The 15,443-nt window shown below is 37.3% G+C and carries 10 protein-coding genes and 1 pseudogene; 8 read left to right on the forward strand and 3 right to left on the reverse strand.

Annotation, left to right across the window (positions count from 1 at the left end):
• The first annotated feature begins 105 nt into the window (after positions 1 to 105).
• A complete protein-coding gene (locus R2H34_RS16950; RefSeq protein ID WP_000376623.1) occupies positions 106 to 606 on the forward strand; it encodes a GNAT family N-acetyltransferase in 501 nt (166 codons plus the stop codon).
• Here the strand turns inward: R2H34_RS16950 and R2H34_RS16955 are convergent.
• Positions 575 to 1,567, reverse strand: a complete 993-nt coding sequence (locus R2H34_RS16955; protein WP_001381192.1) for a TniB family NTP-binding protein — start codon at positions 1,565 to 1,567, stop codon at positions 575 to 577. The two genes, R2H34_RS16950 and R2H34_RS16955, sit on opposite strands and share 32 nt — an antisense overlap.
• A 2-nt stretch (positions 1,568 to 1,569) precedes the next feature.
• A pseudogene (locus tag R2H34_RS16960) lies at positions 1,570 to 1,977 on the reverse strand (Mu transposase C-terminal domain-containing protein); the annotation flags it as partial.
• A gap of 995 nt (positions 1,978 to 2,972) precedes the next feature.
• Between R2H34_RS16960 and R2H34_RS16965 the strand changes: the two are divergent.
• Together R2H34_RS16965 and R2H34_RS16970 are read left to right on the forward strand one after the other, a co-directional pair.
• Positions 2,973 to 4,367: a hypothetical protein gene (locus R2H34_RS16965; RefSeq protein ID WP_240016411.1), complete on the forward strand. Its 1,395-nt coding sequence runs from the start codon at positions 2,973 to 2,975 to the stop codon at positions 4,365 to 4,367.
• An 18-nt stretch (positions 4,368 to 4,385) separates the two neighbouring features.
• Positions 4,386 to 5,879, forward strand: a complete 1,494-nt coding sequence (locus R2H34_RS16970; protein WP_318342598.1) for an N-6 DNA methylase — start codon at positions 4,386 to 4,388, stop codon at positions 5,877 to 5,879.
• 31 nt (positions 5,880 to 5,910) lie between these two features.
• Here the strand turns inward: R2H34_RS16970 and R2H34_RS16975 are convergent.
• A protein-coding gene (locus tag R2H34_RS16975) for an IS3 family transposase (protein WP_115613877.1) occupies positions 5,911 to 7,055 on the reverse strand; the annotation gives its coding sequence in 2 pieces (ribosomal slippage) (positions 5,911 to 6,791 and positions 6,791 to 7,055; 1,146 coding nt in all).
• 415 nt (positions 7,056 to 7,470) lie between these two features.
• Here R2H34_RS16975 and R2H34_RS16980 point away from each other — a divergent pair.
• The 5 genes from R2H34_RS16980 (at position 7,471) to R2H34_RS17000 (ending at position 15,436) form a co-directional block, all read left to right on the forward strand.
• Positions 7,471 to 11,598: a strawberry notch C-terminal domain-containing protein gene (locus tag R2H34_RS16980; RefSeq protein WP_318342599.1), complete on the forward strand. Its 4,128-nt coding sequence runs from the start codon at positions 7,471 to 7,473 to the stop codon at positions 11,596 to 11,598.
• A 10-nt stretch (positions 11,599 to 11,608) separates the two neighbouring features.
• Positions 11,609 to 13,294, forward strand: coding sequence for a hypothetical protein (locus R2H34_RS16985; RefSeq protein WP_240016391.1), 1,686 nt, complete (start codon positions 11,609 to 11,611; stop codon positions 13,292 to 13,294).
• Between the two features lie 25 nt (positions 13,295 to 13,319).
• Positions 13,320 to 13,724 (forward strand): hypothetical protein, encoded by a 405-nt coding sequence (locus tag R2H34_RS16990; protein ID WP_209798085.1) that lies wholly within the window; start codon positions 13,320 to 13,322, stop codon positions 13,722 to 13,724.
• 74 nt (positions 13,725 to 13,798) lie between these two features.
• Entirely contained in the window at positions 13,799 to 14,386 is a 588-nt protein-coding gene (locus tag R2H34_RS16995; RefSeq protein ID WP_240016424.1) for a hypothetical protein, read from the forward strand.
• A 15-nt stretch (positions 14,387 to 14,401) separates the two neighbouring features.
• Positions 14,402 to 15,436, forward strand: a complete 1,035-nt coding sequence (locus tag R2H34_RS17000) for a hypothetical protein (protein WP_209798083.1) — start codon at positions 14,402 to 14,404, stop codon at positions 15,434 to 15,436.
• The last annotated feature ends 7 nt before the right edge of the window (positions 15,437 to 15,443 follow it).

A 15,443-nucleotide genomic window follows, 5' to 3' on the forward strand; every position in this document is an offset into this window, starting at 1 on the left:
TAGCGGACCCTGGTCAGGTTCCGCGAAGGTGGGCGCAGACATGCTGGGCTCGTCAGGATCAAACTGCACTATGAGGCGGCGGTTCATACCGCGCCAGGGGAGCGAATGGACAGCGAGGAGCCTCCGAACGTTCGGGTCGCCTGCTCGGGTGATATCGACGAGGTTGTGCGGCTGATGCACGACGCTGCGGCGTGGATGTCCGCCAAGGGAACGCCCGCCTGGGACGTCGCGCGGATCGACCGGACATTCGCGGAGACCTTCGTCCTGAGATCCGAGCTCCTAGTCGCGAGTTGCAGCGACGGCATCGTCGGCTGTTGCACCTTGTCGGCCGAGGATCCCGAGTTCTGGCCCGACGCCCTCAAGGGGGAGGCCGCATATCTGCACAAGCTCGCGGTGCGACGGACACATGCGGGCCGGGGTGTCAGCTCCGCGCTGATCGAGGCTTGCCGCCATGCCGCGCGAACGCAGGGGTGCGCCAAGCTGCGGCTCGACTGCCACCCGAACCTGCGTGGCCTATACGAGCGGCTCGGATTCACCCACGTCGACACTTTCAATCCCGGCTGGGATCCAACCTTCATCGCAGAACGCCTAGAACTCGAAATCTAACGTCCGTTCGGGCATCGAGGTCCATGTCGGGGTGGGACGGGCCCGTGGCTTCAAGATCACTTGCAGTCCGACCGCGATGTCTTGGTTGCGCGAGAGGTTGTCGACAGGCCATGCTGAGTGTGCGATGGTTGATCGCTTCCTCGCCGCTCTCCACGGCGACGATGGCCGCCGCCATCAGCAAGTGCGCCAGTTCCCCTATGGTGCCCTCGCTGCGTGTGAGCAGGTAGCGAGCCATGTCCAGCGTGGCAATTGGGGAAGGCCGGCGCAGCGGGAGCGAAGCGGCGAAGCTGGCCAGCAGTGAGCAGCAATCGTCGTTGGCCTCCCATACCGGCAGCATCATCGGCTCGAAGCGATTTTCCAACTGGTCATCGGAGCGGATGGCTAGGTAGGCGTCGCGCGTGCCTACCCCAACCAACGGGATGCGCAGTTCGTTGCCGAGGAAGCGCAGCAGGTTGAGGAATTCCCGGCGGTTGACGCTGTTGCCGGCCAGCACGTTGTGCAGCTCGTCGATCACCAGCATGCGCACGCCGACCTTGCGCAGCAGTGCCAGAGCCAGTTGCTCCATTTCCGGCAACCGTGGGCGTGGGCGCAGCGGCGCGCCCATCGCGGCGAGCAGCGCGACGTAGAAGCGGATCACGGACGGCTCGGACGGCATCTGCACGACCAACACCGGGATGTGCTCCTGGTCGGCGTCGGAGCTGGCCGGGTGGGTGCGGCGGAACTTCTCGACGATCATCGACTTGCCATTGTTGGTCGGGCCAACCAGCAGCAGGTTGGGCATGCGTTGCTTGTTTGGCCACGCATAAAGGGCTTCCAGCCGGTTCAGCGCCTCGACTGCGCGCGGATAGCCGATCCAGCGGTCGGCGCGAAGGCGCTGGATGCGCTCGTCCGCCGGAAGACGGGCCAAGCCCTGGGCCGCCGGCAGCAGGTGGGACAGGTCGATGATGGGATATTCGTCCACGGCTACCACTCCTCAATCTGGTCGAACGGTTTGGCGGGTGGCAAGTTGTCTGCCTGCGGGTCGGCAATATCCGTATCCGGCGGAACGGGCTTGTCCGGCCGAGCTGATGTCTTGAGGTGCTGGCGGCGATCCGCGTCACGCCGCGCCTTGCGTGTGGCCTTCTGCGCGCTGGTCACAATCTCACGCATCTGGCCGATCATGCGGAACAGCGCCGACTCATCCACCTGTTCGCGCCCTTGCTGCCGCAGTTTCGCCAGCGCCTGCCGTTGTTCCCAGAGGGTGACAGCCGGATGCGACAAGGTACGGTAGGGAATTTCCAGGTAATGCTGTCCCTCCGGTTCCAGGACCCAGATACGGCTGATGTCGCGCGGATCGCGCCGGATCAGAAAGGACGGCCAGCGTTCACGCCGCTGTGACTGACCATTAAAGTCTCAAAAATGACATTAATGTTCTAAACTTTAACAATATAGTTGTAAACTCAAAGAGGAAGTTTGAATGAATATTACGAAAAAATCAGATTCAATACTTGTGGTATTTTTTAAGTTGTTTCTTTGTAGCAGTGCATTTGTTGCATGTATTTTATTTGGATTTTGGTTGAGTCCAATGCAAGTACCATCCCCAATAGTCATTTTTATATCACTTGCAATCACCGTTTTATTTACTTATTGGATATTTGGAATAGGTAAACTCAAACATAAGTAAATTTACAACTATTATGTCATAAATGGATTGGTTATCTAAACTCAAAGTTCATTGAGTTTAGAACTATAATGTAAATTTACTGAATCATACCTAATGTAAGTTATTGATTTTATGATTCATCAGTTTAAGTCTTTAATGTGCAAAGACAATAGAGCATCAAAGTCTGTGGAAAAGTATTGAAAGAGATCACCATTAAGAGTTATCCACAGCACTTATTCAAAACCTCACACACTTCTATTTAAAACCTCACAATATAAATTTAATTTATATTTTACAAATACTTATAAATTTTGAATAGTTCTATTTAAAACCTCACAATATAAATATTAAACCTCACAACTTCTATTTAAAACCTCACATAAAAAATAAAAAATTCCATAAGGCATTGTATTACATAAAAATATTTAAAACCTCACAGTTCTTATCTAAAACCTCACAAAGATTATTTAATACCTCACATCATAAGATTAAGGTTCTGAATTTTATAATTTTTTTTTTGCTCCTATAAATTTAAATTTATTCTTTAAATTTATCTAAATATAAGTAAGTGAGCAGTCAAATGATCTGTCTTTAGAAAACTAAATTTTTAAAAATTCGGTATATCTTTTTTTTAAAATCTTTTCATTTTCCTTTTTTTTGTTATAGAATCTTATTTGCAAGAAACATTGCTATCACTACTTATACCCATACAACAGGGGAACAAATGATGAATAATAAACAAACAGATGATCTTGATCTAAGTCATCTACAGGCCATGAGTCGAAGCATTAATAATCCTGTGAATAACAAGGCTGTACCAAATAGAATTTTTTTACATTTAGACGGTATAGGTTATGCACCAGATGGAAATGAGTATGCTTTTGGTACTAACATTGCCACTAATGAAAAAATAAAAGTTCGATTGAATACTGTTGATGAACGTGTACAGGATATGATTCAGACTGGTCGCTTGAAATCTGAAAACCAAGCTCGTCAAATAGTTCAAAACCAATACGAACTATCTTCCAATCCAAGAAAAACATTGTCTGACAGAAGTAAAAATAATTCCGTTGCTTTAAGTTTTGACCAAAGTTTTGAAATTCCCTCTACTGATAACTATCGATCTTTTAGAGCACATTGGTTTGAATCAATTTCAACAAAACCATCTTCAGAGTTAATTATAGCTCCTGCGCATGTTCAATTTGTTTCTACTCCAAATACATCATTTGGCAGAGTAGAAATTATAGAAAATCATTTCACCATTGATCGAAATTCTGATACTGACAAAATTAAACAAATGTTTATGAGTGCTCTTAATCATGAAGATGAATATAGTGCTGAACGATCAGGAAATTTGAATTATATCCTACGATCACAAAACGATGGACAAGCTATATACAATGGTATTTTAAGTACCTATTTGCAACAAATACAAGCAGGTACTCGAAACATTAAAGTGCCTGCAAATATAAATACTACTCTTACTAATTTGATGTCTAACCCACTTATAACTGCAAATAACACACCTCAAAACAATGTATTGTTCAATCATGATTTAAACAGGATTTTAGTCAATAAGCTTTTAAATCAAAATTTTATACATAAGCTAGAGACATCAGATCCTCAACTTCAAAATTATTTACGATCTATCTCAACCAAAATTGAAAAGGGAGAAATATATTTAGATGCTTACACAAGTAGGAATATTTTCTTAGGAAAAGAAACGGTCAACAGCTATAGAAATAAAGCAAGTAGATCTCAGAGTCCACTTAAAATTTACAATATTTCAGAAATGGACGCAGCCACAAATCAACCAATACAGCATAAAGGCTATTTAGACACTATGATCGGCATTGAACGACATAGTGATACGTTGTCACCTTATGTAACTTTCACAGCAACTACAGATCCGATGGCTTTAGCAAATAAGCTTGAAAAATTGGATCTAGATGATGGAAAGCTTTCTAAAAAACTTATCTTAAATGAAGATTTCACCAAACATGCTTTACCACAGTATGTAAAAACTGGCCAAGATCATTCACGTCATCTCATAGAAGAATCCAAACGGAATCAACAATCTAGTAATTCACAATCTATTGATTTTGGATTTAATCGTTAATTTTGGTGGAATCTCGCTATGAATCAAACTGTAAATAATTTCACTTGGGTAAACCTAAATAACGAGGGTTTTTATACTCGTCCTGCGAAAAGACATCATAATGGCAAAGAATTTTTCGGCATTGAAGTAGTAGATCTTTTCAATAAACTGGATAAGTCAGCTGTTCAGAAATCCAATATTGAAATCCATAAAATTAACAAGACTAATGTTTTAAATATCTATTTTTTAAATACAAATATTAATTCTTTTGTAAATTTGCTAGGGCTTAATAATCAACAACTTATGTTTTATAAAACTACAGTTGGTCAATTAAATGATTCCTATGTCCGAGCAGTGAACGATGTAAGCACATATCGCTATCATGAAGCTATTCGTAATGCGACTAAAATCGGACTCAACGCCGATGGTCTTCATGTTTTCGCTACGCCTTACGCTCGATTTTTCACAAGTGATCCAAAGAAATTTTCGGACTTAAATAATTCCAGTTTTGAAGGTCAAATTCCAAATAATGAACTATGGAAAGTTTTTAAAGCAGGTCAAGAACACATCTTAAAACGTGGGAATATCTCTAAGTGTGCTTTAGGTTATGCAAAATATATTTTACAAAGTAACACTACCGTACACGAACATGACATTGATCAAGCTTTGAAGTTTATTTTAAACAATAATCAAGATCAAAATTATGATCTTGAGATTAACCCTACGCAAAAGCAATTTTTTTATGAACAATTGGAAACAGCTTTTAACGTTATGGCTTCAAAGTTTGAGGCAACGGCTGAAAAAGATTTTTTTGAGATTGTGAATTTACATAACAATCAACCAATAAAAAAAATTATCGGTGCAAGTGAACTCCAGTTACAGCAGTTTTCTACCCCAATCACTATTTCGGCTATATGCCAGAAATTGCTACTAGATGATATAAAGGGATCTAATCAAAAGAGTATTTTAGAACCCACCATTGGTAATGGATCTCTCATTACTCAATTTATTGACTCCCCTTTTCTGAATGTTGTTGCTACTGAAATTGATTCCAATCGAGTTAAGAATCTTCAAACATTTTTTAATGCGAACTCAATTGAATCAAATATAAAAGTTTTTGAGGGTGATTTCACCAAAATTCCATTATTGAATTTGAACAATCATCGCAAGTTTGATTATGTTATAGCCAACCCACCTTTTGGAAGTATTGATCGAGAACAAATTGCACTGATCTCAGCTGACGGTCAGCCTATTCAATTTCCTACACAAAGGTTAGATCATAAAATACTTTTAGAAACTTTAAATTTACGATCTGATAATGGACGCAGTGTTTATATCATTGGATCTGATAGTATCTATGATAAAGGTTTAGTTAAAGGGGGCAGCAAAACTCTCTTAAATTATCTTTATGACAACTACCACGTAGAATGTGCCCTAGAACTAGATGGTTCTTTGTATAAAAGACAAGGTACTAAAGTCAATGTAAGACTTCTAGTTATTGGCAGAGGTGGTCCCACATGTTTGAACAACTAAAAGCTTATTTATAAGTGATACTCTGCTCTAGTTAAGCTACCTTATTTTGTTGTGGTAGCTGGTCATAGTAAAACTCATCTGGAGTCATTTTGTCCAGACTCGAATGAGGTCGTTTCAAATTATAAAATTCAAAATATGCGTTTAATTGCTTCTTCGCATCCAAAACATTGCTGTAGGCTTTGAGATACACCTCTTCATATTTAACGCTCCGCCATAATCGTTCAACCATCACATTATCAACCCATCGACCTTTACCATCCATACTGATTTGAATGCCATTTGATTTCAATACATCAATAAATGCATCACTGGTAAACTGACTGCCTTGGTCTGTATTAAATATTTCAGGTCGACCATATTTTTCAATAGCTTCATTTAATGTTTCTATGCAAAATGTAACCTCCATACTAATCGATACTCTATGCGCAAGTACCTTGCGGCTATGCCAATCAATCACAGCACATAAATAAACAAAGCCTTTTGCCATAGGGATATACGTTATATCCGTAGACCACACTTGATTACTGCGCTGAATAGCCAATCCTTTGAGCAGATATGGATATTTGCGGTGAGCTTGATTAGCCTGGCTTAAATTTGGTTTGCAATATAACGCATTAATGCCCATTTTCTTCATTAAAGTACGTGTATGACGTCGTCCTATATGATGTCCTTGACGATTCAACAAATCACGCATCATACGGCTACCTGCAAAAGGATATTGCATATGTAATTCATCCATACACCGCATCAGCTTCAGATCTGATGCACTCGCAGGTTTTGGGCGATAATAATAACAACCACGGGAGACTTTCAGCAGCTTAGCTTGCTTAGATACTGAAATCTGAAGTGAGTCGTCGATTAACTTTTGTGGTTGAAGCGGCCCAGTTTCTTCAACACACCTTCTAAAAAATCAATTTCTAATGCTTGCTCACCAATTTTTGCATGTAGTTTTTTTAGATCGATGGGTGGTTCTGTTGGAGCTTTTGATTGATCGAAAGCTTGCGAGGAAGCTGAAATTAATTGATTTTTCCAGTCGATAATTTGGTTTTGATGAACATCAAATTCAGCACTCAATTCAGCAAGTGTTTTTTCTGCTTTAATCGCAGCAAGTGCTACCTTAGCTTTAAAATCATTTGAATGATTTCTTCTTGGTCTACGTGCCATAAAATACTCCATATATTGATGTTTATAACATCATTTGGGGAGCAAAATATCACTTATAAGTGTTGTTCAAATTTCCTGATCCACCTCTGGCGAACAACTCCCACAATCTAGAAAGTATGATGTTCCTGATCATCTAGAGATCATTAAAACTGAAACGGATCTATGGAAAGTTTCAGAGGAAATCTTATTTAATAGACATGCTTCTAATCAGATCAATCAGTCAAATCAAATTGGTTCAATTGATAAGGAGACTTCCCTCTCAATACCCGATCTAAATTCTGTTGAAAGTACATCTGAGTTAGGTTTCTTCGATGAGGTCAGTACTCAAACTGAAGAAGATAATCCTTTTGAGCTTTATGCTGAAACGGCTGCGAAAGATGAAAACATCGATGTTGATCCTACTGAAGTTAAACAACATAGTTTAGATATGAACTTGCCAGAATTAGAATCATCACCTCCCCTCTCAGACTCTACTTTTAAAGATGGCAACGAGATTGAAACTGAACAAGAACAAGAAACTTTTGAAGCTAAATCATTGCAGGTAATGTATGTTCCTGTTTCACAAGTTTCAATTTCTAATTCTATGATTCCAAGTGATCAAGCTTTGTTAATCAAAGAGTCACAGGATGAACAGATCAAAACAATTTTATTGAAAGCTGAAAATAATAGAGAATTAGCTCTAGCTATTGAGAATGCAAGTGGCAATCCGTTTGATGGTTTTATTTTACATACACTTCAATATAACGATGTTGCTTCTCTTGCTAAAGCTTACAGCTCTGAACAGATTGATGCACTTACAAGTGCAATTCTTACATTTGAACATGGTAGATCATACATACTTGGTGATCAAACTGGAATTGGAAAAGGCAGAACTTTAGCAGGAATATTAAGATACTCTCTATTGAACAATGAACGTCCTGTATTCTTCACTAGAAATGCACAATTATTTAGTGATCTCTGGAGAGATATTGTTGATACCGATACTGCTCGGCTGATTAAAAATCCATTTATATTTAATGTAGATGGTGCAATAAGTTACAACAATGAAATTCTTTATAATCCGATTAAAACCAGTGAATTGGTTAGCCTATCTGAAATTGATAAATCATACGATGTAATTTTTACTACATATACTCAATTCTCTGGACGAAATCAGACTAAAGAAAATCTTTTACTCCGCAGCTGTGACCGTTCAACTCGATTATTGTTAGATGAATCTCATGTCGCTGCAAGCGGTGAGTCTAACATCAGCTACTTTTTAAATGTGTTAAAGGCGAACACTGGCGAAACTTATTATTCATCAGCAACGAGTTTGAAAAAGGCAAAAAATTATAATTTTTACTCAGATATTTTTCCTACACAATTTCAAGGTCAGTTAAAAAGTATTCTTGAAAACCAACCATCAAATGAGATCCTTGAAGCTATTTCTATGGCACTCGCTAAGGATGGTGTTTTTATGAGGAGAGAACATGACTTTTCTAAACTTGAGTTTAGAACGTATGACTCACCAAGTCATTACCAGACTGCAACACGAGAATTGTCTGACCAATTAGCTTCTGTTTTATCAAGAATGGCATACCTTTCTGGTGATGTTGATGAGAAAGTAGCAAAGATCAATGCTGAAATTAAAGCGAATATTGAACGTTCTAAAGAGTCAGGGTGGCAGGAGAATCGATTACAGGTCAACTCCATGAATTTTGCATCTAGAATGCACAACATTAGTAGACAAATTATATTAGCAGTAACTACACCATTAGTTATTGATCAAGCTTTAGAAGCCTTAAAAGAAAACCGAAAACCTGTAATTGGTCTAGAAAATACGGGTGAATCTTTACTAAAAATGCTTTTAGTTAAAGATGAAAAAGCCATTTCTATTATTGATGATATTAATGAGCTAAAGGGAAAACCAGAATTTATCCAAATTTTAAACCAATTGTCTTCAGGAGAAATCTCGCAAGTTGAATACAATAAAAACCCTTTAATACTTAACCTCAATAATCTTGAAGAAAAGCTCTCAGAGTATAATCACACCGAGAAGATTCTAGCTAAGCCACCCAATATCGCAGATCTTTTAGAAAGTATGTTGGATCGTTTAGATACAATCCAAATTAGAGATCGATATGGCTCAGTTAGATCTGAAACGATCATTGATGAAAAATATTTAGAATTTAAAGAAATAATTAGAGATGAAATAAAAAAACTTCCTGATATTCCTTTATGTCCTTTAGATCAAATGACTATTGCTTTAGAGGAAAAAGGTTATAAGGTTGGTGAAATTTCTGGCCGTGAATTTTGTTTACGCAAAATTAATAATATCGATGGTGTTGTTTACAAAGTAGAAAAAAGAACTGAAAACACACCAGTTGAAAAGACTAAGGCCTGTAGTGAATTTCAATCTGGAAAATTAGATGTAATGATTTTGTCTAGATCTGGATCAACAGGATTATCGCTTCATGCAATTCCTGTGAATGGTGGAAATCTTGCAAACTCTGATCATTTACGTCAACGTGAATTTTTGACTGCTCAAGCTCCTCAAGCTATTGATGAGTTTTTACAATTAATTGGCCGAGTAGATAGAAAAGGGCAAGTAAGTCATCCAATCATTTCTCAATTTGATACAGGACTACCTATTCAGCGTAAGTTTCTTATGATGCACAATGCCAAACTTTCAGAATTGAGTGCAAACATAACGAGTAATCGTGAGAATGTTAATAAGCAAGTAACAGATGTAGATCTTCTAAATAAATATGGTGATGACGTTGCTTATGAATATCTCAAAAACAATCGTGCATTAGCAAACATGCTAATCATAGATGTGCCTGAAAGGGAAGATAAAGCAAATACAGATGGCCTCATTAAGAAAATATTCAACAGACTTAATTTCGTAACAATCAGTATGCAGGAAAAGATTATAGATGATCTTACATTTGCATATAGTGAAAAAATCCAAAAACTCAATGAGCTTGGTATCAATCCATTCGTTGTTAAAGTTTGCGATTGGAAAGCCAAAACACTTGATAGCCAAGAAATAAAAACTGGCTTAGGCATATCAAATGTTAAAAATAAAAGTGCTTTCTTTGAACCTGCTTTTTATCAACGTGTTGAGTATGAGTCAGCTATCACTCCCCTAACTTCTAATGATGTCAATATTTTGGTAGATAAAGGTACTAAATTAATGACAACTCAACTTGCAAAACATTTAGATAACTATGATCCAAAAATGTTTGATGGTATCGAAATTGAGCCGAAAGATTTGCCTTTGTCCAGACTTCTTAAACTCTATCATGAGGTGCAAAAAGTAATTCTGACAAAAGAACTATACGAGTCAGTTAAACATTCTGCTACTCAAGGTTTTTTAAAGAATGATCTGGATAATGATGTTTTTGCAGACATAACAAATAGATTAAAACAAAACATCGATTTAGATGGTTTGAAATCGATAATTTCACTTAATTCAAAGGTTTTTTCACACGTTGCTTATCAGCTAGAAAAAGCGATGATTGTTGTAGATTTCGTCAACAAATTATCACATTTAGCAGATGAACATAATTCCATTAGTCTAAACTTTGCCATTAAAACAGCTCCATCACTTTTTGATTTGAAAGAAAGGGATAGTTTTGAGAATGCACTTATCAGAGTTACTTTTCCTAAACTAACATCGGTTTGTCTTGCTTCTCAAAACTATGAAGTTAAATACACGTACCCAAGTTTGGACGCAATCAAAAGTGACAAGTTGAAGTATTTAATCGAAGATGCGATCACCACTGAATCACATCATCGGAATGTAGGTACTGCGCTATTTTTACGCTCTGATACTCAAAAACTTTCATTAATGAAAGTTTTTGAGAGGCTAGAGATGCTTAATAATGAAAGTTCACTATTCCATAGATTTGATGAGTTTGAACCAATTAAAAAAGTGAAAGAGGCTACATTGCTTACAGGTAATATTATTAGTGCGCTAACAGTGGCATCTGTGTCAAAAGTTCATTCTCAATCAATTAACTATACAGATGTAAATGGTAATAGACAGAGAGCCTTACTGATGTCTTCAGATATAGACTTCAGAACATTAACTGACAAGATTCAAGGGCTATCGACTATTCAAGAAGCAATCACATATTTAAAAGCGATTGAAGAATCCCGTGAGAATAAGATTAGCTGCAAACTGCCTGAGTTCCAGATTACAAAATCAAATTCAGCAGGTAATCCTGTCCTGCAAATTTCTATAAAGCCATTTAACAGCGTGTTAGATAATTATTGCTTATTGGTTCAAGGAAATCGTTCTCAAATAAAACAATTTTCTGAAAATGAGAATCTGTTTAGACAGAAAAATGCAAATATCGAAAAAGGTATGAATCTTGTGCTAGTGGGTGATCTATCACAAGGATCTCGATCTACGCAGCAGGCCAATTTTTCGTTCAAAGAGTTAAGAGCAGTATTAACACATTTGTCTTCAGAGTTTTCGACAGTGAAGATTAACAATATCGATGAAACTGTTTTAAATAAAATTCGTGAGGTAGAACCAAGCGAGCTAATAAATTCATTAAAAAATTGAGGTGTAGCACATGAATCCTGAAAATAAAACTAATGAACATTTAAACCAAGATAACTTAGACTTGGTATCAACTTGGTCAAATTTAAAAAATAATAGTGCCCAAAATACATCTAAGTTTGGTAAAAATTTATCAGAATTTATATTGTCTTTAGATAATCAATTAACTGATAACAGGGTTTCACTTGTCAATCTTGATATTGTGGATGAAATTGAGACTAACCAAACACTACATATACAACTCAGAAATACAGCAGGTAAGCTGCTTTATATTGGTGCTGATAATGATTCAATTTCTCTATCTGAGTTAGATAAAGACAATATAGTGATAAATACTCTAGAAGCTAAATTTGATGATAACTGGACGGAAAAAATGAATGAATATGTTAATCAGGGTATGAATGAGGATCCTCAAGAACAGAACCTTGTTGATCAGCAGTTCAATCAAGGCCAAAACTTTGATGATCAGCAGTTCAATCAAGGCCAAAACTTTGATGATCAGCAGTTCAATCAAAATTTACAAGAACCTGATTATTTGTATGAAGACGTTGCATTCGTAGAGTATGAAGAAAGTACACAACATCTACCTAACTCTGACATTATTGATTTGGATAGAACTGAATATCAAGTTTTAGATGATGAATTACAATTTAGCGATTCAAAGGAGTTAGTAGTAATTGATAGTGAAAATGATCAAGAAAACGAGATCATAGACGATGTTAGTAAAGAGCTTGTAAAAGTAAATGGTCAGGAGTTCTTTAAAAGAAAATTAAACACCAATCAAGAAGAATTATTATTAAAAGCAATGCAGTTGTTGCAGGAAAAAAACTCTAATTATATTTATGATAGTTTCACACCACCTACAAGTTTAGTGCCTGCATCTAATGTTAATTCTGATCTGGTTGCAAGTGGAGGAAAAGGAAATTCAGGGGGAACTGTTAAAAATTATTCCTTATTTCCAAACTTAAGTAATTTATTCAAAGATCGCTCTCAAAATGCCGTGCAAGAGTTGAATACACAAATTGATGGCAATAAAGATCCTAGTGCAGTGATAGCAAATCGGTTTGATTCATTTAAATCAACAATAGCAAATGATGAGATGGATTTAAAATCCGTAGTGGCTAACCAATTGATATGTGAAAAATATAATGATGTTTTAGATGCACATCAAAATTATAGCCAAAGCATCGATGACTTTTGGAAATTTGATAAAATGGACGACTTTCGTGGGCAAATGGTTGAATATGGGAAAGCAAATAATAAAGATTTAAATACAATTGTGGATGAGTTAAATAAAGGTGAAAATGAACCATTACGAAAGATGTTTCAAGACCAGATCGATCTGATTGAGAGTACTCCAAAAGGAAAACAGATCATTTCAAATATGTATGATTCGCATCAGAACTTCGTCAACAAGACGAATTCCGCTGTTGATGTTTTAAAGAATGGTGAAGTTGACCTATCATTAAAAGAAAAATTTTCCAAAGATTTGACTCAAATTGTAGAAAATCAAGAATCCATATCTAACCAAGTACCAAACTTCATTGACAAAGATGGTAAAAAGTTCAATCTAGGTGAAGAAATGAAACGTTATGCTGAACAAATCAAATCAGCACTTAAAGCTGTGGTTGAATTTGTTAAAAGTAAAGTGGGAATTACGAATAACCAAGACGACAATTCACACTCCCCTACCCCTTAATATATGTAATTTTTGGAGATTCTTGATGAACTCAGCTAGTGAAACAATTACTAAATTTAGAGACAAGACAGCGTTTCTAGGTTTTGAAAACCTCAACTGGTTAAAAGATTTGTTTTCTGAACAGGTTTTACCAGTTTTGGACGACTTTAATGATGTATACGAAGATCCTATCAAGATGGTTGGAGTCGCCAAAAACTACTATGCGGAAGTAGATATAATAACGGTTTCTGATTCTGAATGGTTACTTGTGTTTTCCTACGGAGAAGAAAAACTAAAAGGATTAGAAGACCAATACAAATTGCAAATTCGAGCTTATGAACTCAAAGAGCAGTTTTGCCTAACATTGGAGTCGGCAGAATTAAGATTAAGAAAATACCCATTAACAACAATAGCAAATAGTCTTCAGCGAGTTTTTGGCATTTCTCAATGAATTGAATAAATTTTTAAAAACCACTACTATATAGCAAATATATACAAATACTCTTGATGAGATTTGGGATAACAATGGACAACTTGAATATAGATAATGTTCAATTAGATTTGGACACGCTCTTACGCTTTGTGTGCGCCTATGCACTTAATGATACTCATGTATCACAAACTATTATTGCCTCCAGTTTTGAAAGCTTACCTGATCAAATTAAATCGTTTGGTTTGTTGGTTGAATTCACCCCTGAAAAATCTGACTTACTTGGCATTAATTTTACTTCGATTAGTACTGAGGTAAGTGATAAGTGTATAAAAAATCTAAGTAAATTTATTGACCTATTCCGCAAAGAAAATGTTAATAAAATCGAATATCCCATTATCTATGACTTTTTCTCAGCAAGTCCTTTTTCTTATGTCATCTACTTCATCAGAAATGTCATATCGAGTAGTAAAGCAAATAACGAATTCTTAAAAGTGAATCAGCATTTAACTGATCTAATAGTCTGGATTATTGAAAATAAAGCAGATCAGTTATTTCTTGCAAGGCTTCTATTCTTTATACGGCATTGGCAAACAATCTCAGTGTATGACTCGATTAATGTCAGTGAAATTAAAGGCATCTTGGCATACGCAAAATCCAATAATATTTTTCCATCTTTTTGAAATTAGGTGATTACTATGAAAAAAGCCTCTACTTTTAAACGTAAAGAACTTGTTACCAAGATTTCTTCTAGTAATCACGGATTACAATTAAGAAGTCTGGTTATAGGTGTATGTTTTGGTTTAGCAACTGCTACATCAATCTCATCAATTGCATCGAATACTGGTCTAAACTCGCTTGGATCTACTCAAAGTAATGTCGAGTCAATTAATCAGCAGTCCTCAACAGTGGGAAATAGTTATACAAATACCGTTACTTCAAATATCCCAACTATTACCTCCTCCCCTTTCGTTGCTGACGATAACTCCGCAGCTGCACAGTCTGCAATCAATACAGCAGCGGTTGGATGTGGTGATGCTAATACGCAAGGTAGTATTGCTTGGACACAACAAGAAGTAATTAAGAATCGTCAAATTCTTAATACTGCTCCAGTAGACATTGATGCTCTATTTAATGGTAGCTCAGGAGGTTCTTCAGGATCTAGCTGTTTCTCTGATATTACGAAAATGATAGACCTTTCAATTGCTATTCCAGATTTCAGTGGTATGAAAGCAGCTGCGATTGCAGCACTAAGAGCTTACGCTACACGTAAAGTTTGTACGATGGTAAATGAAGCAACTAAAAAAGCTCTTGAGCCTTTAAACAACGCAATTGACATCATTAATAAAAACGGAACTATTGATCTAAATGGTGCGGTTCAAGGGGCTGTAACTGGAGGTTTAGGTAAGATTGATCCAGAATTAGCGGACATCTATAAAACTCAAGCTCCGACTGGTCAATCAGTAAATGTTTTCCCAACAGAAACAACGCAATTTAATACTGATTTAAAGAATGTTCAAAATTCAGTGAATAACTCTATTGGCGGTATGACCAACCCAACTGGAACGAATACAACTGGTGGATCAAATGGTAATACATGGAGTAATGCTACTAACCCTACCGCTACTGCAAGTACAGGTAACTTAGCTGCTAGTACTCAAGGAAATCAGACACAGAATAATACTAGCTCAGGTAGTAAATCTTCTATCTTTGATTCCATATTCGGAAATTAAGGAGGCA

The sequence above is a fragment of the Acinetobacter sp. 16 genome, assembly GCF_033439925.1.
GTDB lineage: Bacteria > Pseudomonadota > Gammaproteobacteria > Pseudomonadales > Moraxellaceae > Acinetobacter > Acinetobacter junii.